This window comes from Enteractinococcus helveticum, assembly GCF_001657475.1.
In the GTDB taxonomy this organism is placed as follows: Bacteria; Actinomycetota; Actinomycetes; order Actinomycetales; family Micrococcaceae; genus Yaniella; species Yaniella helvetica.
In genome coordinates this window covers 35,670-61,818 of record NZ_LXEY01000118.1, presented here as the reverse complement: position 1 = coordinate 61,818, position 26,149 = coordinate 35,670, and the positions used below count along the sequence as shown (strand labels likewise).

The following is a 26,149-nucleotide window of genomic DNA, read 5'->3' as shown; positions in this document are numbered from 1 at the left end:
GGGATTCCTACCGAACCCGCACCAGACGAGAACTCATCGAATCAACGACCACCAACCAAGACTAACCACCACAAGGGGGTCAATTTTCAAACGTCGAAAAGGGGTCAATATTCACCCGTCGTTGACAAGTTACTCTCATCCAAGATCTGGACTGTAACCGACCTGCCGCCATCGAACTTGTGTTTCAACTCAAATCCGGTGGCCCGCCATTTGAGTAGCTCCATGAGCCAGGAGTTCGCCGAAATGAACACGACGCCACACAGCGCATTTTATTGGTACCGCCGGCAGGGGGAAGGAAGCGTGAAAACTACTTCAGATTCTCATCGCCTGGCACATATCAAGCGAAGTGTTGTCTGGGTAGGCCTTATGGCATGGAGTCCAGACGAGCTTCATAGTCGTCCAGTCCGAGGATGTTCATCATTTCTATATTAGCTTGCAGCTGTGGTGGGTAAGCGTTCTTGTAATCATCGGAAGCGCCGGTCTGGCGGAGGGACTCGAAGTAGGTAATTGCTGCATTTGCCGCGGCTTGGAGTGGCTGCAGTGGCAGTATGACTACTGAAATTCCTAGGTCGAATAGGTCTTGAGTGGAAAAACCAGGCGGTGGGTCTAAAGTCACCGTGGGAGCTTCGATGCTGTCGTGCAGTGACGCATAAATTTCCATTCTTTCCTCGGCAGGGCGTTCGGCGAATGGTTTTCCATTGAGGGCATTGACCATAGGTAATACAAGGTCTGCCCCAGCCTCTGCAAAGCGCCGGCTGCGAGTTACCACTTCATCAAAGCCCAACTCATCGGCGTCAGTGCGCGCAATAATGCGCATGTCCGAATTGCCACGAGCTTCGACCGCTAATTTGATGCGTGCGACTGCGGTCTCCTGGTCATGCACTTGACGTTTGCCTAGGAAAGGGCACCGTTTTGGATCCGACTGGTCTTCAATCTGGATGGCAGCTGCACCGACCCGAGCGAATTCCTGGACAGTTCTATGGAGGCTATTGGGGCCTCCAAACCCAGTGTCGACATCGACAATAACGTTGAGATCCGGTGCTGCTGAAACTATGCGCCGCACGTGCTCAGCAAGTTCACTCATCGTGGCTATGCCCATGTCTGGTGCCCCCAACTGTGTGGCTTCAAAAGCAAAACCAGAGACATAGACCGTCGAAAAACCAGCACGCTGCGCCAACACGGCGGTCAAAGCGTCATAGATACCCGGCGAGACTACGCCGCTGGCTGCTAAGTCACTGAATTTGTTCATGGGTTCCTCCGTTAAATCTGAAAAATTTCGAAAAGAGTTGCACATCACCTTGTTTTGTGGTGAACTGTTGCACAGTTTACACATTAATCAGGAGAAGATCACATGAGTGTTCAAGAAGGTAACGTCGATGTCGAGGTAGAAGTCCCCTACCCGATGCAATCTCGACAGGATTTGATTGTTGCAGCGGAGTTAGAACATGACCTGGGCACCCTACGCAAGAACTACGGTCCAGTTGTCCCAGCGCTCATGCCGTTCGGCGAAGGTGATGCGTGGATAGCCATTGGTTACAACGAAGTTCGCCAGGTGATGAGTGACGAGCGCTTCGTGGTGTGGAAGCACCGCGGAAACAACTACCCGCGATTACGGTTCAACGAAGGCAGCCGACCTCCCTTCCGGATGGCTTTCGACAAGATGGACGGACCGGAACAAATCGCCCGCAGACGCGTATTGGCAAAGCACCTGTCTGCCCGCCGTGTCATGAATATGCGTGAGGGAACACGCGAAAAGGTCGAAAACTTCCTCGACGATTTCATCAAGCAGGGCCAGGGCGCCGATGCTATGGGGCAGTTTGCCGAACAGGTCCCGCTTGCTGTCATCTCTGACTTGCTGGGTGTGCCCGCTGATGAGACCGACATCTTCCTTGAAGCGGCATTGGACCATATGAATGGCCGGATTGCTTCAGAAGAACAAGCCAATAAACATATCAACAAGGTCAACGCGTATTTCGATCACCTCGTTGCCCGGCGTCATAAAGAGCCAGGAGACGATCTCATCAGTGCCTTGCTCGAGGACGTAGGCGGCACCTGGGATGACGAAGAACTCGGTGGTGTCGGCTTTGTGCTGCTCACCGCAGGACACGACTCGACAGCATCCATCATTGGTGGACTTCTTTACTGGCTCGCCCATGATCCTGAGCGCTTCCAGTACCTCAAGAATAATCGACAGATCCTGCCACGAGCTATCGAAGAATTCCTCAGGGTTGTTCCTGCAGGCACTGGCACCCGAGTACGGATTGCAACAGAGGACGTCGAAATCGGTGGCGTAACGGTCAAAAAAGATGACGGCATCCACCCGGTGGTGCATCCGGCAAACTTTGACGAATCGGTTTTCGAAAATCCAATGGAATTGAACTTCGCACGCGAAGGCGAAACCCATCTGCGGTTCGGATTCGGCTCCCATGCATGCCCTGGCAACCAGCTGGCCCGCATGGAAATCCGTGAGGTGCTTGATGCCGTGCTCTCACGCTTCGCTACTTTCGAAGCTGCCGTGCCTTCAGAGAACTGGCGAAGCGAAATGCTGATGCGTGGCCCTAAAGAATTGAAAGTCAACTGGACGCTCGAGGAGAAATAAGCATGAAAGCCCTCATTATTGGAGCAGGCGCCGCTGGTCTGGCGGCAGCCGAAGCGCTGGCAGAGCGCGGATGGGATGGCAACATCACCCTCGTGGGCGCAGAAAACCATCTGCCCTACGACCGCCCACCCCTGTCCAAAGCATTGCTCAGCGGTAGCGCGGAGTTCGACTTCGTCAGACTCTGCACCCATGAAGAACTCGCTGATAACAACATCACGCTGGTCCTGGGGACATCTGCGGTTCGAATGGACTCGACCCACCAAACAGTGGAATTGGACGACGGGACGAACCTCGAGTACGACAAACTCATTATCGCCACTGGTGTAGACGCTCGCCAACTTCCGGCGACCGAGGGGATAGATTCCGCCATTAGTCTACGCACCTTCGAAGACTCCATGAAATTCCGTGAAGAGCTGCAGTCGGGACGCGATGTCCTGGTCGTCGGTGCGGGTTTCATCGGTCTAGAAGTTGCAGCAACCGCCGTTTCGAAGGGTTGCAAGGTTCACGTGGTAGAACCTGCCACGGGGGTTCTTTACGGAAAATTCCCGGCTGTACTGTCTGACCGCATTCAAGAATCTCATGAGGAAAAGGGCGTCGAATTCCACTTCGGTCAGGTCGTCGAAACGTGGAATGCCGCTGACAGCAAGCTGGAGTCTGTGGTCCTCTCGGATGGCACTGTGCTGCGTGCGGATGCTGCCTTAGTTGGCATCGGCACGCTTCCTGCCACGAGCTGGTTAGAAGGTTCTGGCCTCATCGTGGAAAACGGTATTGTGTGTGATGCTCGCGGGATCGCTGGCGACAATATCTATGCGATCGGTGACGTTTCCAACTGGTTCCATCCAATCATCGGTGAGAATCGACGCATCGAACATCGACTAAGTGCCGCTGAACAAGCCCAAATCGTGGCCGCGCAACTAACCGGCACGGATACTGCTCCCTTGGATTTGCCTTTCTTCTGGACTGATCAGTACCAGGAGAAATGGCAGGCCTACGGCTACATCGACTGCGAAGCAGACATCGAAATCGTCCTGGATGATCGAGAAAACAACAAACTCGTCGCGGTCTTGCGGAAGGACGGCCAACTCGAGGCCGTTATTGGCAAGAACGCCATAAAACAGCTTATGCCCTACCGCAGGGAACTCAAGCAAGCTAGCACTGTTCAACTAATCCAATAAATACAGCTAGCACCATACAGAATACATCGTAATTAAAAGGAGTAGAGACAATGAAGATCGCAATCGACACGGACAAATGCATCGCTGCAGGAGCCTGCGTAATGGAAGCGATAGAAGTATTCGACCAGCGCGATGAAGACGGCGTCGTCATCCTATTGGACGAAAACCCTTCCGAAGATCAGCACGACAACGTTCGTCGTGCTGCGCATGCTTGCCCGGCGAAAGCCATCACACTCCAAGAATAATTCTTCGTAACCGAAGATATTCAACCCCAGTCGGGAAGGACGCTCATGACAGAAACTAAACATCCCACTGATAAATTGGCTGCAGTGACCGGTGGCGCAAGCGGGATAGGTCTCGCAACAGTTGAGAGACTACACCAGAACGGCCACGAAGTACTCATCATCGACCGTGACGAGAGCGCATTTGCGGTAGCAGAAAAGCTTTCTTCCCCCTCATTGCCTGTGTACGCAAAGATCGCTGATCTTAGCAGTGTCGATGAAATTGCGCGGTGCGTTGAGTCGATTGATGAGGAATTCGGCGGCGTCGATATTCTCGTCAATAATGCGGGCATTCACCCGAAGCAAGCCGATGGGGGCCCCTTCGCAGTACAGGACATCACATTAGAACAGTGGGATCTTGTGATGAATGTTAATATGACGGCGACATTTTTGATGTCGCAGTGGGCCATGAAGGAGATGATGCAACGGGGATGGGGCCGGATTATTAATGTGGCCTCTCGTGCGGGCCGCATGTATATGCCGATCAGCGGCTCGCACTACGCCGCCTCGAAAGCAGCTGTGATAAGTTTTACACGCTATCTGGCGGGTGACTGTGGGCCGTATGGTGTCACTGCTAACACGGTGGCGCCGGGGCGGATCAAGACTCCACTGTCGGATGTCAGTGGATTGGGGTCCAGCCAAAATCTCCACGAGGAGTTCGCCAAATCTGTTCCTCTGCGAAGAGTGGGAACCCCTGATGAGCTAGCAGCTGCCATTTCCTTTCTGGCCTCTGAGGATTCAAGTTTCGTCACCGGTTCAGTCATTGATGTCAACGGCGGTATCTTCGGTTAATACCGAGGCCCGGGCATGAGTCGATATTCTGCAGGTGTATTAACAAGTTCGTTGACAGCCACCATGGGTGTCTCGGGCTTGTTAACCGCGGGGGTGAGTGTTCTTGGGCCCGTGCTGCGCGAAGATCTCATGTTATCTCGAGTTGAACTGAGTTTGTTTGCGCTAGTCGTTTTTGTCACTGCGTCGATAACCTCTCTTCCTTGGGGTTGGTTATCAGACCGACTCAGTGTTCTTCGGGGGATTGCCCTGACCTGCGGGTTTGCAATCCTGGGCCTGTTGGGTGTCATCGCATCAAGCTCGCTGCCAGGGTTATTAGTTGCTGCCGTGGCCGGAGGGTGTTCGCTAGCACTTTCGACAACTGTCAGTAGTAAAGCCGTCGGCCAGTTCGTTGCTCCGCAACGCCGTGGGAGAGTTCTGTCTACAAAGCAGATGGGAATACAGGGCGCGCAAATCATTGCGGGTTTTGTCTTCCCTGCCATCGCTGCGGTCTTTGGGTGGCGCTTGGGACTCACAGCGGGTGTATTGCTCGCAGCGGTGTCCTTGTTGCTGATTCTGGCAACAAGGCGGCGAGCTTTTACGCCTATGGAAGGCCTAGCAGAGCGACAGGACGTTGCAAAATATCCGTCGGAGGCTACCTGGAAAACGGCCTTGCTGGGTGTCGTGATGGTGTATGCGTTCGTGACTGCTATCTGTTTCCAGTCGAATTTATTTGGGCTCCCTTTGGCCGGTTACGAAGAGCTGGGTTTTGATATAGCTACAGCTTCTCAGGTCGTAGTCGTTATTGGCTTTGTCGGCTTTCTGGCACGCCTAGCTTGGAGTCGCTTTGCCGACCGACCCCTAAATATTCGACTGATCATGATAGTGATGGGTGTCGGCTTGTTCCTTGGTCAAAGCTTCCTAGTGGCCGTGCATATTTCTGGCGTCGCTTGGTTTTTCTGGCTCGGGGCAGCAGGCATCGGGGCGTTTTATGCTCTGGTACCGGTGGTGTTGTCAGGCGTTGCGTTGCAGTACTTTCCGCCCAGCCAGATTGGGATGGTATCCGGAATCATCTCCCTGAGTATCTTTGGGGGATTTGCTCTTGGCCCGGTGATCTACGGGGCCATAGTCGATTCCGGAGGATATCTTTCTTCTGCTTGGGCGCTTTTGGCTGTTGTGATTATTTCTCTACTGGCCGCGCTATTGCTACCCACCAGAAAAGCCCGCATGAAGCAAGGTGCTTTAGAAAAGACATCAAATTTAGTTAGAAAAGAGGTTTAAGAGTGTGCGCAAAAAGTTATGACGTTATTGTTATCGGCGCTGGCATAGCAGGGCTATCTAGTGCCACAGCTGCCATAGAAAAAGGTCTTGACGTCCTGTTGGTCGAAAAGATGCCATCCGTCGGTGGTTCAACTGTGATGAGTGGTGGATGGTTTGCTTTTACCGGCACAGAAGAACAGCAGGCCGCCGGCGTAGACGATAGCCTTGAGCTGTTTCGAAAAGACCTACTTGAGGTGGGCGGATATCGCAATGACCCCTCGCTAGTTGATGCGTACCTCGAGAATCAATATCAGACGTACGAGTGGATGAAGGCAAAAGGGGTGGAATTCGGGGAAGTAGAGATCAGTTCAGGCCAGTCAGTCGCACGGGGTCACAGCACCCGGATCCGCGAGGTCGTTGAGCTTCTTCACCAGGAATTTACATCACTAGGCGGAAAGATCCTCCTCGACACCCGCATTACGTCTCTAAACCGTGAGCCGGGTGGGTGCGTGACTGGAGTCATCCTCGAGAGCGGTGAAACTCTAAGTGCTGACCGAGGCGTTGTTATTGCCTCCGGGGGCTTCTCAAGATCGACTGAACTCCTCAGCATTTTTGCTCCACAGCAGCTGTCTGCAATTCCATACGGTGGTCCGGGCAATACGGGAGACGGTCTCAAAATGGCGTGGAAACTGGGCGCGGGCATGGCGGATTTCTTTGCAGTATCAGGAACCTATGGATCACATCCCGAGACCACTGAAGCCCAGCAGGAACTCCTGACCTCTTTCTATATGGGCGGGATAATTGTCAATACAGACGCTAAACGTTTTGTCGACGAATCCCAGGACTATAAAACTCTTGGATCAGCTGTCTTGGGCCAAGACGATGCAATAGCCTTCCAAATCTTTGACGCGACGGTACGTGCGAAATCGCATAGAGGTGTCGCGCTGAAGGATATGGACACGCTCGAAGATCTAGGACACCTTCATCATGCGGCAACACTTGAAGAGCTTGCTAAACAGGTCCATCTCCCTGCGAGTCAGCTGGTCCAGACTGTTGAGAACTACAACGCAGCTATTCGAGGCGAAGGTGAAGATGAAATTGGACGCACGACACTATGTAATGGCGTCGGGGAGCTTCAAGAGATCATTGAACCGCCTTTCTACGCTTATCCTGCCAAAACCCTCATGACCACAACCTATGCAGGGGTCACGATCAATACCCAGGGGCAGGTTACTGATGTTGATGGGGACGTAATCGATGGACTCTATGCCGTGGGAGAGGTCACCGGCGGATTCCATGGAGCCGCGTATATGACCGGCTCTTCTCTTGGAAAAGGCGCAGTGTTCGGGAACATCGTTGCCGCCTCATTGAGCGTCGGCGTCAAAGAAAAGGTGAGCGTTGAATAATAAGATCATAGCGAATCTACAACAAGGCAAGCCATCTTATGGTGTCAATATTCAGACAAACAGCCCTGAAATCGTAGAGATGGTGGGGCTCTCTGGCTTTGATCACCTCATGATCGATTGGGAGCATGGTTCATTTGGTACGGATTCTGTTGTATCAATGATCCGAGCTGCTCAATCTGTTGGGATAACCCCTATCGTACGAGTGCCGTCTAATGATGAGGTCTGGATCAAAAGGGTATTAGATGCCGGAGCGTTAGGGGTAGTGGTTCCCCATGTTTCGTCCAAAGCCGACGCTCAACGTGTGGTGAGCGCCTCACGATATCGGTCGCAAAACATCCCCTTCGGAGACCAGGGGCGCCGTGGGGCATGCCCAAGCGTCCGGGCTGCTAACCATATGGCTGGCGATTGGAAGGAATTTGCCCACTGGTCTAATGAGAATATCTTTGTCGCGGTCGCTATTGAGAGTCCAGAAGGTGTGGCTGAGCTAAAGAATATCCTAGAAGTTCCCGGTATCTATGCAGTCTTCCTCGGAACCTTCGATCTAGCTCACGACATGGGGTTTTATGGAGACAACTCCGCCAGGGAAGTCATCCAGCAGATTGACCACATCGTGACGGAAGCGCATGCAGCCAACATCCCGCTGTTTGCGACCCTGTACCGTGGCCGAACTGACGAAGAAGTGCAAGAAGAGATTGCAGTCTGGAGAGACAAGGGTGCGGCTATCTTCAACACGATCAGCGATCGAAGACTGATTCTGCAGGGTCTAGAAGACCGGGCGAAACAGCTGACAAGCTGAGATACGCACCTCCTCCCGGCCACGGAAGCTCCTTGTATTCTGTGTCTTGAGATAAACTGTTGAGCAGTACCACAATGGCGGTAAGAGGAGTGCCATTTGAAGGACTAACAAAAAGTAAAACTAGTTACATGAGAGTGGTTTGAAATGACTACCGAGAAACTGCAAACGGTGTCGGTTGTTGATGCACTGGAAGAGCGCCTGCGTACCGAGATTTTCAGAGCAAGGATTGAAGCGGGGGAGCGGATTAAGGAAGCCCCCTTGGCGAAAGAACTTGAGGTATCCAGGCATACTCTCCGTGCAGCACTCTCACGTCTCGAGAACGTCGGCCTATTACGCTATCGCGAAAACCGGGGATGGGCCGTGCCGCAGTTTAATCAGGAAGAGTACGACGACATCCTCATGCTTCGTGAATCTTTGGAAAGTACGGCATATCGTGTTGCCGTAGCTAAAGGTATCAAACCGGGGAACCGAGTGGACGCGGCGATCGCGAAGATGCGAAATATGACAGACGATACCCCGTGGTTTGACCGCATTAGTGTGGATTGTGAATTACATCAAGCGTTGGTCGACCTTGCCGGGAGCCCACGTTTGAGTAAAGCGTTTGCTGACATGATGGATGAGTTTCGACTTTGTCGAATGCAGTCACTCGAGTGGCTCGAGGCACTGCCCACCGATGAGTGGATCGCGTTACACGAAGACCTGGTGACCGGACTGAAAGCAGACGACCGGGATCCGGAACGTATCGCGGGGAATCACTTTACAGCTACCCCGTGGAACTCTCCACGCCCTCGTGAGGTACGCACCGGATATGTCGGCGCGAGTACCAAAGATGCTGTATGAAAGGTAATGTCTTGAACTTGTTGTGGGGTATCAAGCGAAGCTTCCTTGGATATCTAGAAAGACTCCCAGATTGCATGATTGCTACCAACGAGGGCGTACGTCGCGACTCTGAAACGGGCGATTTTATATTCCCGCTAGAAGAACGCCAAGAACTCGCTAGTGGAGGGTATCGTTGGAAATTTGGCGGCGATCTTCGGATTCAAGCCCACGGTGGAATGTTATTGGTGATATTTATGAATCCGTGGCTGACCGTGACTGATACAGGTACAGAACTTTGCGTGATTGATCCCATGCATTGGCCAGATACTTCCCAGCGAGAGGTACTTGGTGTCTCTCAAGAAACCTCTGGCTCCGAGTTCCCCCTGGTACTTGCCGAGGAAGCTTTAGAGACTTTCAACAATGTCTACCCAGCCGGGGAATCATTGGCTCCTGTAAGACTGGCGTAACGCGACCTGCGTTGAACTGTTTGGGCTGCTGACGGTCGATTTGTAGTTTCTCTGCCTACAAGCTGGCGGCTTCTTGCTGAGCGAGTGGCCAGCCTCCCGCCAACGCGCTTTTATTATGTTCTCCACCTCTACACCGCATTCGGTAGATGTTTTTCCTTAGAGTGATTGCTGATGCGCATGACCTTGTTCGGCATTGGTGTCCGTTGGCCGGGAGTGGTGTCAATGAATCTTGGTGTGTAGCCTCTGATGGTACTCCCGGTCCACGGAGTTGGTGTGTAATCTCGCAACATCGTAGACACTGATTTTCATGACATCGTTGACAATTGATCTCACGACTTCGTACACAACTACCACCAGCCATCCGCAGATAGCTGGTGGTATGTCAATGTTCGTCTCTACTCAACCTTGGGTGAAGACCTCAGGCATCTGCTGTTCGCGCAGCTTGTACTCTTTCCGATAGCGGTCAGCTTTGCGTTGCCAATTGACTGTGGCCTTGACCATGTAGATGCCTCGGATGGAATACGAGGCAATCAGGTTCCCGCTCTTATACAAAGGGGTGAGCGGCAACGGGAACGACATCACGACCTCGCCTGTATCAGGATCGAATACTACGAACTCATCATCGGTGACGATACGCGCATATTGACGGTCCGCTAACGACGACGAAACCGAAATATGTTGGCCCTGGTAAAAGACTTTCCGCTGATCTTTCTTGATTTCGATGAGGATCTCGTCAGCCGCTAGTAGGTTTGCCGGCTCGGCCAAAAGACCCTCATCGATCATCTGCCCCGTCTTGGAGACCACCATGCGTGCAGCGTCCACCGCAATATGCTTGAGCCTGCGATGCTGCAAATATTGAGCCGCCTTGGCTTGTAACACAGACAGATGAATCGGTTCAGAAACCGGGGTATGCTCCAAAGTTTTCCACGCCATTTCCGGTGTGGGACGATTCAACGCCTGACGTGTCCGACGCCGGTTATAGTGCTCCCGATATCGCTGAATCGGTTTCCGCAGCTCGGACAAATTCTGAGGGCTGTTGGCTTCCAAGAACCGTAGCAGAATGTGATGAGATCGCTCATTCTTACGTTGTGTAGTTGGCCGTCCGGGCATCCCCCGTGATCGGCATGGTGCCCTTGGAGGTCAGGAAGATTTCCACCGCACCAATCGTGCCACTACGTAGCTGATTGAAGGCTTTAGAGTTGTCACTGAGCAGTTCTTGTGGTGCACCGTACTACTCGATGGCTCGCGCCAGCACGTCGTACGCGTCATGGCTGTTTTCGCGATGCTGATAGGTCCAGGAGCCGACATCGTAGCGGGTCGCATCTACGAGAAGTTGATAGATGGTCCTGACCTTGCCGTCGCCAGTACGAAATGCAAACGCGTCTAACTGCCATAACGCCATAGCGGTGGATCGAGCAAACGGCAGATACGAGGATTTCGGGCGCTTGCGGGGGTTCCGATCAACCTGACCAACAGATGCCAACGGCCGACCGATCGTCGCGATTGATGGCACCCGACCACCAGGGAAAGACTCCTGAATGGTTGCCTCATAATGAATCGTCTTTGGCCCATAACCCCAACCATCATGCTTGAGCTGCTTGCGAATCCGAACCAGCTCATTGACAACATTCGGTCCGTATCCTCGAGCAGGATGTAGCGACGCGCGAGACCGCGGGTGCAACGCCGAGGCCGCCTCCGATTCGGCACGTGCACGGATCCGATAGAAAATACTGCGAGAGATTTTCTGAGACTTACAAAAGTCACTGATACTGAGAGCAAAGGGTTGGGTTGGATCGTAAATGATAATCATGGCGCGAAGGCACGGTGGCAACGGTGCAGACATGCTGAACCTGTCAGAATACCGTGTGCAAAATTGTCCACGAAGTTGCGAGATTACACACCAACTATGTGGATTGGGAGTACCATCAGAGGCTGCGCTCCAAATCTGAACTCAGAGATTTTCTGATCGAGACCCAATCATTCTCATCTTGCTCTGCCGAGGTTAACCCCAGAGTCTCAACCGGTAAAAGATCGGGTCAGCATTCTTCAAGGACAAAAGACGCTGCGAAGCAACAATAGACTTGGCCTATTTTGGTAGGAAACTTATTCCACTGTGACCGGAGTCCTGAGGAGGTTTGTGCAGGCTAATCAGCACACCTCAACCGCAACATGTGTCGTATTGTTCAGCTCGTCCTGAGGGTAATCTCAAGCGCCCGCAGTGCTCTTCACCAATAACGTTCCGATGATGAGAGGCTATCCTTAACGTGGTGGAGAACTTACCTGCTAAGGACGTATGGCAAGACCTGCCAAAATGGTAAGAGAGCCGTTATCAAAGTGCCGCATGCGGACGTGTCGCAGTGCTCAGACTCGTTCTGCTCAAGAGCAGACGCGCCTTTTCAATAAGGGCTAAGAGCTATCTTCTGCCTCAGAGACTGGTGGCATGCAGCCACAGTTGCATCTTGATACCGCAAGAAAAGCTGCCGAGGTTTTGCAGTTGCACCGGAGCTCAGGTTATAGAGCATCCTGCGCTGATTGCTGTGGGCAATAGGGCAAGCCAGATACCTGAAACTGAAAACCGAGTGCACGCGTGGAGAAGGCACGCTCACCTGAAGATTCAGTCAACTGATTCTTCAGGTGAGCGGTCAGTTTCTTAAATTATTGAAGTTCAAACCTCACAGGAAGTGATTTCACTCCTCCAACGAAGTTTGTTTGGAGAACCTTTCGGCCTTCCAGGAGTTCGATGTTGCGGACTCGAGGAAGGAGCTGTTCGAAAAGGATGCGAAGCTCAAGGCGAGCTAGAGGCTGTCCCAGGCACGAGTGTGGGCCTGAGCCGAAGGCGATATGTGGATTCGGCTTACGGGCGTGGCGGAAGGATGTGGGGTCGTCAAACACGTCTTCGTCCCGATTCGCGGATTGGAACAACAACATGAGACGGTCGCCCTTTTCGATCTTCTGGCCGCGCAGCTCGCAGTCAGCCTCAGCCTGGTGCACAAAGTGTTTGACGGGTGAGGCCCACCGCAAGCCCTCGTTGATCAGGGTGGGCAAGAGCGAAAGGTCATCTTGTACTGCCTTCAATTGCTCAGGATGCTTTGCTAACTGCTCGAAGATAACCGAGGCGGTTGTGGAGGTCGTATCGTGGCCGGCGCCAGAGATCGCAATGTAATATCCAATGCAGGTCTTAATCGGATAATACTCGCCGTTGGACATTCGTGCGTTAGCAATAAGGCTGGCAAGGTTGTCGGCCGGACTCTTGCGGAGATCCTCTACGAGTTTGGTGTAGTACGCAAAGAAGTCTTGAATATTTGCAAGGTTTTGTTCGGCTGCCGCTGTCGGCGAATCCTGACTGATTCCCTCTCGCCTTGAGTCCGGATCATTCACGCCGAAGCGCTCGTGAGCCAGCTTCATGATGTAAGGCTCATCTGCTTCGGGAACACCAAACAAAGTCATGACGACATGTAACGGATAGAACCAGGCAAAATCTTGTGCGAAATCAAGCTCGTTGGTGCCGGGTTGAAGGTGTTGAGTGATGACTTTATCGGCCAGATCCCGAATTCGTTTGTTCCATTTTTTCAGTTCTACCGGTCTGAACCAGCCCTGTGCGATATCACGGACCATAGTGTGTTCAGGCGGATCCATCATCTGGAGCGATTCCAACGGCCGAAGTGTCCCATGGGTTTCGAGGATGTATTCGTCCCCGGCTTTGGTGTTCAAAATGGGGTTATGGCTGCCCGGGTTGTTAGGGCCGCCACCATTGGAAAACAGTTCAGGCTGTCTTTCGATCTCGAGAATGTCAGCGTGTTTCGTCACGAGCCATAAAGGATCGTAGCCTTTCACCTCGACTTTGGCGAGCGGCGCGTTGTTGCGGAGCCAATCGTAAGCCTTGAACAGGGCTTTTTCGTCAAGGTGCCCTGTGGGGAGGACTATCTGGTTTGCAATGTCCTGAGGAACTCGAGTCTGAGTTGTAGTCACAACTCCTCCTTAGCTGTAGTCGCAGAGCGTATAACCAACTGATGATGTGCTCTCCAAAAAATAATTCCGTCACCATCGGGCCTCCTCTCTGGTAACAGAAGGTCTCCTCAACGAAATCTTTTGGGTTGCTGTTGATCAACTAACTATCTATGTGTAGTGTCTCACATTACAGGACACAGTTCCACTGTGGAACAGTTTATCAATTGTGGCACTCGTACGACTTGAATTGAGGATTCATATGAGCATGCAACTAGCAGGCAGGCATCGCAAAATGGTGCGCAGCACCGTGGCTTTCGCAGCGTTAGCCGGCACTCTTGCCATCTCCGGGTGCGGAGGCGCCGAAGCCAAGTCAGCTGAAGGTGACAGCTCGGGCATTGACGAAGTGACGCTGTCTTACAGCGATATCACTCCCTCGACCTCAGCTGCAGGCGAATCTGTCCAGGAGTGGATCGATGATGTTGAAGCGCAATCCGATGGAAATATTGCTATTGAGCCTTACTGGTCCAGTTCTCTGCTCGCAAGTGATGATGCGCTGTCGGGTACGGGTTCCGGGGTATCTGACATTACCTACACCGTCGTCACCTATCAGCCCCAAGCCCTGCCGGCAGCGAATTGGCTCAATGAACTAGGGTCGATGCCTTTGGATTCTTACCCGCAAAGCCAGCTGCAGACCGTGGGGGTTATGAATGAGCTCTTGAATACAGAAGATTTGGCAACAGAGTTTGAATCTCAGGGCGTGAAGCTTCTCGCGTCGACCAGTGTCGCGGGCAAATACGACTTGCTATGTAACAAGAAGGTTGAAGACCAGACTGATTTGAGTGGCTTCCGAGTTCGTGCCCCCGGGCCAGTGTGGGCAGCGGAAGCTGAAGCGCTAGGGATGACTGTCGTTAATGTTGCGCAGGGAGAAGCTTACGAAGCTCTCCAGCGCGGACTTGTCGATTGTCAGATTGGTGCCCCGTTCATGTACGAAGATTATGCGCTTAATGAGGTAGCAAAGCATTACTACCCTGCAAGTTTCTCGGCAAACATGGGCCTGGTCTTGCTCATGAACTTGGACAAGTGGGAGAGCCTTTCCTCCGAAACCCAAGAGCTGCTGCAAAGCAGTATGCAAAAATATGCCCTCGGTCGCACTCAAGCTGATATCGAATCCCACGTGAAATACCTCGACCGACGTGAAGAGCTGGGTATCACTACCTATGACACCACCGAGATGAATCAAGTCTTGGCCGACTTCCAAGAATCACAGTTAGATGCATGGGCAGAACACGCTCCGCAGGGTGTGAGCGATCCAGACGCAACGGGCAAGGCCTTTAAGGAAGCTATTGATTCGTGGGCAGCAACCGTCACCGAAGATGTATCGGAAGTCGAACCCGGCGAAATTGCCTCAGAGAATATTGAGGATTTTCCAGCTTGGCAGCAACGGATAGCGGAAACCTTTGATGGTCTTGCGACATCACATAGCGAGTAAGTGGACATCTTGGCATTTTCGCGGGGCGATGTTCGGGGTGAGGAGGGAATCCAGTGAAGCAAACTAATATGAACAAAAAGTCAGGAGTGGGCAACCTGCGCCTAATTTCAGGAAAAGGTAGTGCTTTCTTACTATTCTTTTCGTGCGTTGCTTTAGCAGTAATGGTTCTACTAGTCGCTTATGATGTTCTGTTGCGGAACTTCTTTGGTTCGGCAATGAACGGTGTTTCCGAGTATGTTTCCGAATGGCTAATGCCGGCCACGGTCTTATTCGCGTTGGCATATACAGAATATAAAGACGAACATATTCGCGTAACTCTGATAGAAGATGCGATGCCTCGCGGGCCTGAGGCCGCTCTGAAGTTTATGGGACAACTCACGGTTGTGGCCATATCCGCGGTGCTTACATGGAGTTCTTTGCAACTTGCTATTGACTCTTTCGGCATTCGCGAGGCGGTGCCTATGGGAACAGATTTTTTGCCAGTCTGGCCCATTAAGGTCGCCGTGTTTTTCGGATGGGTATGGCTGACCGTACAAACTTTCTCGAAGTTGGTAGGGCTGCTCGTTCATCCTCCTCAAGAAGAGCCAGCGGGTGAAGTCGATACAGTAGTTGGGTGCGAGTCGGTAGGTGATTCACGTGGCTAATGTGACACATAAGGATGAAGCTATGGCGTTTATAGCGGCCTCCGCCCATGACACGGGAAATCTGAAGACCGCGCCGCGAGCGCCGCGAGCTAAACAAAATTACAAATCGTGGGCTTGGGTCGCACTCTTGTATGGCTCTGCGGTGTTAATCGCGGGGTATCTGTGGCTGGGAGAACCCAGCCGTGAAATCGGCGGTTTTTTGACGGTCGCGTTAATGCTCATCCTCATGTTGGGCGGGGTTCATATCGGGCTTGCGATGACCGGAGCAGGAGCCCTTGGGCTGTATTCCACTGGTGGCCTTACCGCTCTGCAATCGACTTTAGAACAGGGGACCTACGACCCGACTGCAACATGGCAACTGTCCGTGATTCCGACTTTTATCTTCATGGGAACCGCCCTGTGGAAATCGGGTCTAACTACTCGAGCCTTTGAATCAGCAAAAATGTGGCTAGGTATCGTCCCCGGGGGTCTAGCTCTGACGACTACAGTGTCTGGAGCCGGTCTGGCAGCCTCTTCAGGGTCTACCATTGCCCTGACTCATGCACTTGGCAGGGTGTCAATTCCAGAGATGCTTCGTGCAGGCTATAAGCCAGGATTCGCCATTGGCTCGACAGCGATGGCTGGAACGCTAGGCCAGCTGATCCCGCCTAGCGTCTTGCTTGTCGTGTACGCGGGAGCAGCGCAGACGTCAGTAGGTAGCCAATTGATGGCTGGCATCGTGCCGGGCATTCTGATGGCGATTGCTTTCTGCGCCTTGATCTTTGCAGTGGGTATATTTAAGCCAGCACATGCGCCCCGTACTAATGCTCAATACAGCTTGGTCGAAAAGTGCAAGGGACTTGTCCAAGTTATCCCTCTAGCGCTTGTTGCAGTTGTGGTCATTGGAGGTATCGCTTCGGGGCTTTTTACACCAACTGAGTCCGCAGCAATTGGTTCCATAGTTGCTTTGATACTCGGATGGTTTACACGTACCGATGGCAGCGTTGGTGTACGTGGATTCTTTGATTTCCTCCGCAGCACACTGGTCACCTCGGTGATTTCATCTGCCGGCATTTTCCTGCTGCTGATCGGGGTTCATGTCCTAACTCGGGTGGTCACCCTTAGTCAACTTGCTAATCGTCTGACGGACATGGTGGTCAGTGTCGGACTGAACGCTGTCTCTTTCCTACTGATTCTGATCCTGTTGTATCTCCTCCTGGGCATGTTTATGGATACCATGGCCATCATTTTGTTGACCGTTCCAATTTTGGCGACACCTCTTATGGAGCTAGGGGTCGACATGATTTGGTTTGGGGTTTTCCTTGTCATCATGGTTGAGATTGGCATGGTTACTCCACCGTTAGGGGTTCTCTCCTTCGTGATTCACCGGATTGCTCAGGACCCGGAAGTAAATCAGGGGCAGAGAATTTCACTTACTACGACATTCAAGGGCGTTCTACCTTTCGTAGCTGTCGCTCTCGCTATAACTGTGCTGCTTATAGCTTTCCCTGAGCTTGTTACGTGGCTTCCTGAGCGGCTTTCGGTACAGGGATAACGGATGAAGGATTAAATGAATACGCAAGTTATGACGGATTTCAGCCAATTTGCTACCACAGGTGTCACGCTCGAATGGGGGCTCAAGGAGTCCTTCAGAGCCTATTTTGAGAGGCTCTCGGACCATAGTTACCAATTTGCTGACGGCGCTTGTAGGCTCAATAACGGTCAATTTGTATATGAGATCGTTCCTGAAGCCAGTGATCGCAACAAATTGGTCTTCAGCGGGACCGTGCAGTTGGAGGCTCATTTCGGAGCTTTATCTGTGAAGATTGCCCACCCGGTAATTGATCAGAACGCCAGCACTGGTGAGATCGGGCTGTCAGCCGAAGTTGATGAGCACAATGGTGAACCGGTCCGAATGCTCATTGCAACCCTGGAGCAAAGCCTCGACGGAGCTGAGTCTTTAGTATTCCGGGCCCAGCTGGCTGACGAAGGTCAGTACCTGTTCATGGGGAATTACTTTAGTGGCGATGAGCTGGACCCCGTCAGCGTGGTCCGACCTGACAGATAAGTACTCATCACGTTGAACCAACGTTGATACCAAAACATCAACTCATCGAGTTCTAAGGGAGATCTTAGTTTTGACTATTAAATATGCCCGCCTGTACATCGACGGCGAATGGCAGGAACCGTCGTCATCAGAGGTCATCAAGGTGCATTCGGCTGCCACGGAACAATATATCGGCAGTGTCCCAGAAGGGAAGAACCGAGATATAGACCGGGCTGTTGAAGCCGCTCGTCGGGCTTTCGAAAACCCTGAGGGCTGGGCACATTGGCAGCCGGAAGATAGAGCAGCGGTACTGCGCCGTTTCGCAGACGAATATGAGCTGAGAGGCCCAGAAATTGCCAATCGCGTGACAGCGCAGAATGGTATGCCGGTCTCTTTATCTCAGAAATGGGAAACCACGAACCCTGCGCAGCTATTGCGGTTCTATGCTGACATGATCACGGACCAAGAAGATGAAATCCGCCCGGGAGTAAAGGGCAAGAAAGTTCTGGTGACAAAATCGCCTATCGGAGTAGTCGGAGCGATTGTGCCCTGGAATGTGCCACAGAGCATCACGTTTCTGAAGCTTGCTCCCTCTTTGGCCGCCGGGTGCACGGTTGTTCTTAAGCCCGCGCCAGAAACTGTGCTTGATGCCTTTGCTGTCGCTGAGGCAGCGATAGCGGCCGGGCTACCACCTGGAGTGCTGAATGTGGTTCCGGCCTTTGGATCCGTGAGCTCCTATCTGGTGAGCCACCCAGGTGTCGACAAAGTTTCGTTTACCGGATCGCCAGAAGTCGGCAGGTCTATTGGTGAAACCTGTGGGCGCATGCTGCGACCAGTTACGTTGGAACTCGGCGGTAAGTCTGCCGCCGTATTGTTAGATGATTTTGATCTGACCGAAAATATTGACGCTCTATACCAGGCTTCAATGACTAACAACGGACAGGTATGTTGGCTTTCCACACGCATTTTGGTCCCGGAGTCTCGCTATAGCGAGATGGTTGATCTCATCACGGACAAAGCTCGTAGTCTACGCATCGGGGATCCATTTGATGCTCAGACAGACGTCGGTCCCTTGGTGAGTGAAAAACATCGGGAGCGCGTGGAATCGCTGATCAAAACATCTGCGGATGAGGGAAGCCATATCACCGCTGGGGGCTCACGTCCCAAGGCGATGGACAAAGGTTGGTTCTTGGAGCCGACAGTATTTGCGGATGTTGATCCGAAATCAACGGCGGCCCAACAGGAGTTTTTTGGCCCGGTGCTATCAATCATCAAATACACCGATGAGCAGGAAGCCATCAAGATCGCCAATGACTCTGACTATGGACTAGCGGGAAGTGTCTGGAGCTCCGACTTTGATCGCGCTGTTCGTGTAGCTCGGCAGATCGAGACTGGAACCGTTGGCATTAATGGCTACGCAACCGACCCTTCATCACCTTTCGGAGGAATAAAGGCCAGTGGCTTGGGCCGGGAGTTAGGGCCCGAAGGGTTGAGTCACTATCAAACGGTCAAATCTATGTACTTGCTGCAGCCGAATGATGCGTAGAAAGTTGGAAGTGATGAAAGCGGCCGTCGTACATTCACCAGGCGCTGGTTTTACTCTTGAAGAAGTTTGCATTGACACGCCACTGCCAAAAGAAGTGCTCGTTGATGTCAAAGCTGTGGGCCTCTGCCATTCTGATCTGACCATGGCAAGCGCGGAATTAGGTTTTCCGTTTCCTGCGGTATTCGGTCATGAGATCGCCGGGGTTGTTCGGGAAGTTGGGGACGAGGTCCACAATCTCCAGGTAGGCGATCATGTAGTCGCCGCCTTGATCCGCTATTGCGGAGAGTGTGCGCGCTGTCTGGGCGGACAATCTTATTATTGCCGCAACGTTCACCATACGTTGCGCAGCGCTGAACAGCCTCCGCGGTTGAGTCTAGGTGAGCAAAGCCTCAGCCAAGCTTTTGCTTTGGGAGGCTTTGCTGAGCAAGCATTAATTCATGAGAATCAATTGGCAAAGATTCCTGAAGACTTACCTTTTGAACAAGCAGCGTTGTTAGGATGCGGTGTCATTACTGGTGCTGGAGCCGTGTTGAACACGGCGAATGTCGGTCGTGGTGAAAGCGTCGCTGTTATCGGGGCTGGAGGTGTTGGCCTAAATGCCATTCGGGCCGCGGTGATCGCTGGGGCTGGGGAGATCGTAGCCATAGACCTCTCGGAATCCAAATTAGAAAAAGCTATGGGTTTTGGAGCGACCCGTTGCATCAACTCTCGCGATGTCGATTCCGTACGGACGGTGTGGGATTCCATTCCCGATGGCATCGACCATGTCTTCGATTTTGTAGGGTCATCTGAGATAGCGCATCAAGGTCTCGAGATGCTTTCTTACGGGGGTGCCCTCTACTTAGTTGGTATCGGAGGTAATGATGTACCGATTACCTTTAACGCATTCACATTCATGCGAAACCGAAACCGCATTGAGTCCGTTTATATGGGTTCAGCCAATCTGAAAGTAGATATTCCCTACTTCGCCAGGCTCGAAGCAAATGGACTGCTTAGGCTTGATGAACTCATAAGCGACACCATTAGCTTGGATGACATCAATGACGGTTATACCAGACTCAAGGAAGGCAAAGTGTCTCGTTTAGTCGTAGTCAATCCTTAACCCGAGATCTAGGGGTGGCTGGCTAGTGATGCCGGGCCCGTTCAGTCTTGAAAAGGCCTGAAGCTCCTCAGCCACCTACCCGGGTGCTCCAACTCTATAAAGCACTACGCAACACTACGATCGGCATGCGCCGGCGTTTCACTGCGCCTCAGGTTTGCGTAGTCTTGCACCTCTTTGCCGAAGTCTTGGGAGACGTCGCGGAGTATGTCGTCCACAAATACCAGCTCATCTCTTCCGAGCAGTGCTACGGTCTCAAATATTCGTTGGTATGAGTACTGGATCGTTAGGGCACACCGGAGGTATGTACTTGACCGTTGAAGTCATGGCGATCGTCATTTCTGCCGCCGGCATCTTGGTTGCCCTCGGTATTGGGCTTTTTGCTGGTTTTGCCTGGATGCTGCGACGGATGGATGACAAGTTCGACAAAATTGATGCTAGATTCGGCAAGGTATATGCCAAGTTCGACACGGTGTATGCCAAGTTCGACGCCGTCCATGATAACTTCGGCAAAATTAGCGCTCAGATCGGTGAGTTACGGACGGAGCTGAACGCGTGAAGGTCTCAGTTGCACGTCTAGAAGGCCCTTAGCGCCGACTTATCTTTCCCCGGTGAGCTGCAGTCAAAACCTTCGATCCTTAGATGTCCACCCCAATATCCTGTTGACTGGCTGCTGCTCAACTGTACTGTCGTCGCTCTGCAAGCGCCCGTGTGCTCCATATGCACATGACGATGCTGGAAGCGCTGAACAAATACTTCAAGAATCAATAAAAATGGCTTCTTGCCATGGACGCATCAAAATCAAGCCCCGACGCCCGCAACACAGCCAAAATGCACTCCCCGCGATTGATCAGAACGAGGAAGATTCATGCGAGCAGTCACCTGGCAAGACCGATGAAATGCGTCCTGCAGGACGTGTTATTACTGTCGTCGCGGACTGCAATCACAGTGCGAGACCATCCAGGTCACCGAGTATGGTGCCGGGACGTCGCTGCCGGAACAAGCATCGCAGCAACTCGGATGAGCATGCAAACTCCGTGTTTATACCGAACCACACGCTTCATCCTCATGAGATGCGCATTGTTTCGGAGACGTGCTGCACGTTGTCGGGGAGCAACCGAAATATTCTCGGCAAAGCGCCTAGCTTTCGTGCTGCGGAGCGGTAACTGACCGTACGGCCTGACGTCCGTGCGTCAGCCAATACACCACAATGGAGACAAGAAGTACTGCGGCTCCGGCAAGGTAGAGGCCCGCATAGCCGCTGAGCCCGATCATGAAACCTAATGCGACCGGCCCAACGGCAATGCCCGCATCCAGGGCCAGGTAGTGAGTCGATGTGGCAATGGGAACTCGCTCGTGCGTCGTCCGACTGATGCCCACCGCTTGCAAGCTGGGCACCGCGCCGCCTTGGCCAATACCGCCGAGGATGGCCGCGACAATGACCTGCCAGAGACTATCGGTCACTGCGAGCAGTGCCAGCGACAGCGCAAATGCCAGTAGCGCGATGGGAATGACCGCATTTTCTCCCCGGCGGTCATGGATGCGTCCGGCAAAGAGTCGAACCCCCAGCATGGTCAATGCGAAAATAATAAAGAATAATGACGCCGCATTGGTCATGCCCCGACCAACCAAAAATGGGGGCAGGTAGGTGGTGACCAGCGCGTAGCCGATGGCGCTGAGAAAAGCGACGATAGCCACCGGAAGGACTTTGCTGTCGATGAGGTCTGAGCCGCGGATGCGCCAGCGTTGGGCGTGATCTTCTGGGCTGGGTGGGTGTTCTTGAATGCGCATCGGCAGCACGGCGAGCAGTGAGATGGCAGCGCACAGGGCGGTGAAGTTGAAGACCCAGACATCGGATGCCACCTCGCTGATCTGCACAGCGGCGAATGGGCCGATGGCCATGCCCAGCGTGGCGGCTAACGAATAGTAGCCCAGACCCTCGCTGCGGCGGCTTGTAGGGATGACATCAATGACCACCGAGGTGATAGCTGTGGAAATGATACCGAACGCCGTGCCCTGGATGATGCGCAGCACGATCATTAGGCTGTAATGGTCAACCAGCGGATAGATCAGCGAGCTGACAGTAAAGACGATCAGCGAGATGATCAGGGTGCGTTTCCGTCCGATGAAGTCCAGGTACTTGCCGATCACCAGGCGTACCAGGCCTGCGCCGACCACGAATGAACTGGCCGCAAAGCCTGCTGCGGTGTCATTGGCCTGAAACCGGTCGGCAGCATACAGTGCCATGAATGTCATCAGAGCGACGAACACAATGTATGCGCCCAGCAACACGGTGAAGGCTAGGAAGTAGTCGCGGGTGAATAGCGCGTTCTTGGTTGTAGCAGTCATTTACTGAAACCAGACGTTTGACATATCCCCGGACCCATTTCACTCATAAATCGTTGGTTAACACAACGGTTTTAGTCACGATACTACTGATCGGCACAAAAGCAACACTTCCGACCCTACTGATGCAAAATTATCGCGCCAAGATGCGAGCCAATGAGCTTTTTCGAATCTCATCCATTGTTTCAGGCGTCAGCGGCGTGCTTTTATAGGGGTATCTCATCGCACACTTCGAAGCTCAACTAGGCGACACAGGAGTTTTGCATGCGAATTGCAGTCGTTGGAGCAACCGGCAACGCCGGGACCGCAGTGTTGCGCGAGTTAGCCCGCCAGGACAGCGTCGACTCGATACTTGGTATTGCGCGTCGGCTCCCAGAACAAGCATTAGAGCCATATAACCATGCGGAATGGCGCAGCATCGACGTCCAATTCGAAGACTCACGTGGCGAACTGATCACCGCATTGACCGACTACGATGCGGTCATTCACCTTGCTTGGCTTATCCAGCCCAATAAAGAACGCGAGCTGCTGCGCCGTGTCAACGTCGATGGCACGCGTCACGTGCTGGAAGCCGCAGCTGCTGCCGGCGTCAAACACATTGTTGTCGCCTCCTCGGTCGGGGCGTACTCCGGAGTGACCGACAATCAATTACGTGATGAATCTTGGCCAACCGTTGGCATTGCCAGTTCGCACTACAGCGTGGATAAGGCTGCCCAAGAGCGCGTCATGGACGAATTCCAGGTCAAACACCCCGATGTCACGGTGGCTCGACTGCGTCCGGCGCTGAAATTCCAGGGCAGCGCGGGATCGGAAATTCAGCGCTACTTTTTAGGTGAGTGGGTCCCGGTGCAGCTGTTACGTGCCGGGCGGCCACCGATCATTCCATTTCCGAAAGAAGCCCGCGCGCAGGCAGTGCATACCGACGACGTCGCACACGCCTACGTGCTTGCGGCCCTGACGGGTGCCGAAGGGGCATTCAATATCTGTGCCGACGATATTTTGACCCCGCAAATAATTGGGGGAGTCCTCACCGCCAATCCGAAATATGGTCGGGTGCTGCCGATTCCGACCAAAGCACTGCGTCCGTTAGTCAAGGCCGCGCACCGTTCCGGACTGCTGGCCGCCGATGAGGGCTGGCTGGATATGGCGGTGCATTCGCCGCTGATGGATACCACCCGGGCCAAACAAGAACTTGGCTGGGAGCCATCCATGACCGCAGCTCAAGCACTGGAAGAAGTCATTGAGGGTATGGCTGCCGGTGAAGGCAGACGTTCGGCACCGATGCGACCACGTGAACAGCGCTCGGTGGCACCTTTGACTCTGCCGTCGAAGGGTCATCGGCTGCCCGATGATATTGATGCTATGGCGCTGCGCCAGTACATGGCCGACCATCTTGCAGGGGCCACTGCAGGGCGTAGCCGGATGGCACGGCTTGCTCAGGCATTTGTGAATACACCTATGTATGGTGAGATCGCGATGGTGGCCGATGAAGTGCGGCTGGAACATAAGTATTTGCAAAAGCTGATGAATCGTCAGGGCTTTCCACGGCCCGGGATTTCGGCCCCGGCGCTATGGGTGGGCGAGCGGGTTGCGCGGGTGAAATCCTATTTCCCGAAGGAGCTCAAAAACGTCCCATCGGTGCTGGTATTAGAAACTGAACTGATGCTCTCGGCGGTGACCGGCAAGTTGCACGGTTGGAAAACCCTGCTGAATAATGCCGATGCGCTGGGTGTGCCGGCCAGTGTGTTTGAGCAGCTCATTGAGGATACCGAGCGCCAGTACGCCAGACTTCAGAAGGCTCACAAATATGCTCGCCAGCGGGCGTTCAAAAAGTCCTATGAGACCGGTGGGGATCATCCGCTCGACAGGGGCTAAGGGCTTCCGTCTGTTATCTTGGGGCGACTGATCCACGTGCATGACGACCGTGGGCGAACCAATAGACGATCACACCGAGCAACACGATGCTTGCCCCGGCCAGGTAGAGGCCGGTGTAGCCGGTCAGCCCGATCATGAACCCTAACATGACCGGACCGATCGCTAGCCCTGAGTCCAGGGCAAGGTAGTGAGTTGAGGTCGCAATGGGAATGCGGTTCGTCGTCGTCCGACTAATGCCCACGGCCTGCAGGCTTGGCAGCGCGGCACCGTGACCAAATCCGCCCAGTACCGCGGCGATGATGAAGTGCCACAGGCTGTCGGCCACCGCGATCACGGCCAGCCCGAGCACCAACGAGAGCAGAGCGCCGGGCAGTACGGAGTTTTCGCCGTAACGGTCGTGCATGCGGCCAGCGAAGAGCCGAACCACAAGCATGGCGAACGCCCAGACGAAAAAGAAAATGGATGCGGTACTGGCCATGTCTAAGCCCACCAGGTAGGCGGGCAGATAGGTCATGACAACGGAGAAGCCAGTGGAGGTCAGCAGGCCGACGACGGCGATTGACAGCATGTTAAAGTCGACTAGATCCGAGCCGCGAATGCGCCATCGGCGGTCGTATTCGTCCTGGGTTGGGATGCGTTCTTTGATCGTCATGGGGAGCACGGACAGCAGCGCCACGATGGCACAAATTGTGGTGAAGCCGAAGACCCAGAGACTGGAGGCGCGCTCGCTGAGTTGTATCGCGGCCAGTGGTCCAACCGCATTGGAGACCGTACCGGCTAGGGAAATATACCCCAGCCCTTCGCTGAGTCGGCCCAGTGGGATCAGAGTGATGACGGTGGAACTGATCGTCGTCGAAGCAATCCCAAACGCTGCCCCGTGGATGAACCGGACGATCACTAACAGTGCGTAGCTGTCAAGCACCGGGTAGATCAGGCACGATAAGACGAATAGTGCCAGGGTGATGATCAGGGTGCGTTTGCGCCCGATGAAGTCTAAGTATTTGCCGATTAGGATGCGCGACAGCGCCCCGCCGGCAACGAATGAACTGGCAGCAAATCCGGCGGCGGTGTCGTTGACGCTGAACCGGTTGGCAGCATACAGCGCCATAAAGGACATCAAAGTAATGAATACCAGGCTGATGCCGAGCAAGACGACGAACGCCCGCAGATAATCTGGCGTCCAGAGGCGTTGCTCGGAGGTTGAAGACATGAACCCTTACTACGTAGGCGCAAAACAGCAGCCTGCTGTTTTCGTGAAAGTGTGGATCGGCGCTGCAACACTTCCACGGCCTTCAACGCCAGCATGTTGCGCTACCCTGCTTCTGTTATAGCAGGCTACATACCATTGGAAGCTTCGTTGTGAAATGTGTCCGGCCACGCTATTGCCCCATGCTCGGGGTCTAAGGGCCAAGCGGAACCGCTGCCGAGCAGGTTCCCGACTCACGCTGGTCTCGAGCTGGACACAAAGTTCCTGGCCTCGACTGAGTATCGTGACAAGTCTTTTGTCACGTCTTGAAACTTGCGCGATGGTTTTACCCACGTCCGATAAGTTCCAGCCTCTAGACTTGGAAAGATCCCCTTTGAATATTGTTCATGCATAAAGCG

The 26,149-nt window shown here is 53.4% G+C and carries 21 protein-coding genes and 1 pseudogene; 17 read left to right on the top strand and 5 right to left on the bottom strand.

Features of this window, described 5'->3' with window-relative positions; genetic code table 11:
• Positions 1 to 364 precede the first annotated feature (364 nt).
• Positions 365 to 1,249 carry an isocitrate lyase/PEP mutase family protein gene (locus tag A6F49_RS17160; protein WP_043055887.1) on the bottom strand — a complete coding sequence of 295 codons (885 nt, stop codon included), beginning with the start codon at positions 1,247 to 1,249 and terminating at the stop codon, positions 365 to 367.
• A 102-nt stretch (positions 1,250 to 1,351) separates the two neighbouring features.
• Here A6F49_RS17160 and A6F49_RS17155 point away from each other — a divergent pair, with 102 nt between their 5' ends.
• The 9 genes from A6F49_RS17155 (at position 1,352) to A6F49_RS17115 (ending at position 9,571) form a co-directional block, all read left to right on the top strand.
• Complete coding sequence (locus A6F49_RS17155; RefSeq protein WP_043055886.1) at positions 1,352 to 2,599, top strand: cytochrome P450; 1,248 nt, start codon at positions 1,352 to 1,354, stop codon at positions 2,597 to 2,599.
• 2 nt (positions 2,600 to 2,601) lie between these two features.
• The gene (locus A6F49_RS17150; protein ID WP_043055885.1) at positions 2,602 to 3,774 is read left to right on the top strand and encodes an NAD(P)/FAD-dependent oxidoreductase; all 1,173 of its coding nucleotides are present in this window, start codon (positions 2,602 to 2,604) and stop codon (positions 3,772 to 3,774) included.
• A gap of 50 nt (positions 3,775 to 3,824) precedes the next feature.
• Complete coding sequence (locus A6F49_RS17145) at positions 3,825 to 4,019, top strand: ferredoxin (protein ID WP_043055884.1); 195 nt, start codon at positions 3,825 to 3,827, stop codon at positions 4,017 to 4,019.
• 45 nt (positions 4,020 to 4,064) lie between these two features.
• Positions 4,065 to 4,847 (top strand): SDR family NAD(P)-dependent oxidoreductase, encoded by a 783-nt coding sequence (locus A6F49_RS17140; RefSeq protein ID WP_043055883.1) that lies wholly within the window; start codon positions 4,065 to 4,067, stop codon positions 4,845 to 4,847.
• 15 nt (positions 4,848 to 4,862) lie between these two features.
• Positions 4,863 to 6,104, top strand: coding sequence for an MFS transporter (locus tag A6F49_RS17135; RefSeq protein WP_150119581.1), 1,242 nt, complete (start codon positions 4,863 to 4,865; stop codon positions 6,102 to 6,104).
• Positions 6,105 to 6,106: 2 nt separating this feature from the next.
• A complete protein-coding gene (locus A6F49_RS17130; RefSeq protein WP_043055881.1) occupies positions 6,107 to 7,489 on the top strand; it encodes an FAD-dependent oxidoreductase in 1,383 nt (460 codons plus the stop codon).
• Positions 7,482 to 8,285 (top strand): HpcH/HpaI aldolase family protein, encoded by an 804-nt coding sequence (locus A6F49_RS17125; RefSeq protein WP_043055880.1) that lies wholly within the window; start codon positions 7,482 to 7,484, stop codon positions 8,283 to 8,285. The genes A6F49_RS17130 and A6F49_RS17125 overlap by 8 nt, the downstream gene beginning before the upstream one ends.
• 144 nt (positions 8,286 to 8,429) lie before the next feature.
• Positions 8,430 to 9,125 (top strand): GntR family transcriptional regulator, encoded by a 696-nt coding sequence (locus A6F49_RS17120; protein ID WP_043055879.1) that lies wholly within the window; start codon positions 8,430 to 8,432, stop codon positions 9,123 to 9,125.
• Positions 9,122 to 9,571, top strand: a complete 450-nt coding sequence (locus A6F49_RS17115) for an HtaA domain-containing protein (RefSeq protein WP_043055878.1) — start codon at positions 9,122 to 9,124, stop codon at positions 9,569 to 9,571. The genes A6F49_RS17120 and A6F49_RS17115 overlap by 4 nt, the downstream gene beginning before the upstream one ends.
• A gap of 399 nt (positions 9,572 to 9,970) precedes the next feature.
• Here the strand turns inward: A6F49_RS17115 and A6F49_RS17110 are convergent.
• Positions 9,971 to 11,414: pseudogene (locus A6F49_RS17110) on the bottom strand (integrase core domain-containing protein).
• Positions 11,415 to 12,226: 812 nt separating this feature from the next.
• Positions 12,227 to 13,540 carry a cytochrome P450 gene (locus tag A6F49_RS17105; RefSeq protein WP_043055877.1) on the bottom strand — a complete coding sequence of 438 codons (1,314 nt, stop codon included), beginning with the start codon at positions 13,538 to 13,540 and terminating at the stop codon, positions 12,227 to 12,229.
• A gap of 238 nt (positions 13,541 to 13,778) precedes the next feature.
• Here A6F49_RS17105 and A6F49_RS17100 point away from each other — a divergent pair, with 238 nt between their 5' ends.
• From A6F49_RS17100 to A6F49_RS17070, 7 genes are all read left to right on the top strand, one after another.
• Positions 13,779 to 15,008, top strand: a complete 1,230-nt coding sequence (locus A6F49_RS17100; protein WP_043055876.1) for a C4-dicarboxylate TRAP transporter substrate-binding protein — start codon at positions 13,779 to 13,781, stop codon at positions 15,006 to 15,008.
• Between the two features lie 53 nt (positions 15,009 to 15,061).
• Positions 15,062 to 15,652: a TRAP transporter small permease subunit gene (locus A6F49_RS17095; protein ID WP_052499998.1), complete on the top strand. Its 591-nt coding sequence runs from the start codon at positions 15,062 to 15,064 to the stop codon at positions 15,650 to 15,652.
• Entirely contained in the window at positions 15,645 to 17,186 is a 1,542-nt protein-coding gene (locus tag A6F49_RS17090; RefSeq protein WP_201120400.1) for a TRAP transporter large permease, read from the top strand. The genes A6F49_RS17095 and A6F49_RS17090 overlap by 8 nt, the downstream gene beginning before the upstream one ends.
• A 15-nt stretch (positions 17,187 to 17,201) precedes the next feature.
• Entirely contained in the window at positions 17,202 to 17,699 is a 498-nt protein-coding gene (locus tag A6F49_RS17085) for an HtaA domain-containing protein (RefSeq protein ID WP_201120398.1), read from the top strand.
• A gap of 70 nt (positions 17,700 to 17,769) precedes the next feature.
• Entirely contained in the window at positions 17,770 to 19,224 is a 1,455-nt protein-coding gene (locus A6F49_RS17080; protein ID WP_043055875.1) for an aldehyde dehydrogenase, read from the top strand.
• A gap of 13 nt (positions 19,225 to 19,237) precedes the next feature.
• A complete protein-coding gene (locus tag A6F49_RS17075) occupies positions 19,238 to 20,326 on the top strand; it encodes an alcohol dehydrogenase catalytic domain-containing protein (RefSeq protein ID WP_043055874.1) in 1,089 nt (362 codons plus the stop codon).
• Between the two features lie 307 nt (positions 20,327 to 20,633).
• On the top strand, positions 20,634 to 20,882 hold the full coding sequence (locus tag A6F49_RS17070; protein WP_150119580.1) for a hypothetical protein: 249 nt from the start codon (positions 20,634 to 20,636) through the stop codon (positions 20,880 to 20,882).
• A 581-nt stretch (positions 20,883 to 21,463) separates the two neighbouring features.
• Here the strand turns inward: A6F49_RS17070 and A6F49_RS17065 are convergent.
• Complete coding sequence (locus A6F49_RS17065) at positions 21,464 to 22,672, bottom strand: MFS transporter (RefSeq protein WP_043055871.1); 1,209 nt, start codon at positions 22,670 to 22,672, stop codon at positions 21,464 to 21,466.
• 261 nt (positions 22,673 to 22,933) lie between these two features.
• Between A6F49_RS17065 and A6F49_RS17060 the strand changes: the two genes are divergently transcribed.
• On the top strand, positions 22,934 to 24,544 hold the full coding sequence (locus A6F49_RS17060) for an NAD-dependent epimerase/dehydratase family protein (protein ID WP_043055870.1): 1,611 nt from the start codon (positions 22,934 to 22,936) through the stop codon (positions 24,542 to 24,544).
• A 13-nt stretch (positions 24,545 to 24,557) separates the two neighbouring features.
• Here the strand turns inward: A6F49_RS17060 and A6F49_RS17055 are convergent, their stop codons facing one another.
• Positions 24,558 to 25,754 carry an MFS transporter gene (locus A6F49_RS17055; RefSeq protein WP_043055869.1) on the bottom strand — a complete coding sequence of 399 codons (1,197 nt, stop codon included), beginning with the start codon at positions 25,752 to 25,754 and terminating at the stop codon, positions 24,558 to 24,560.
• Positions 25,755 to 26,149: the final 395 nt, after the last annotated feature.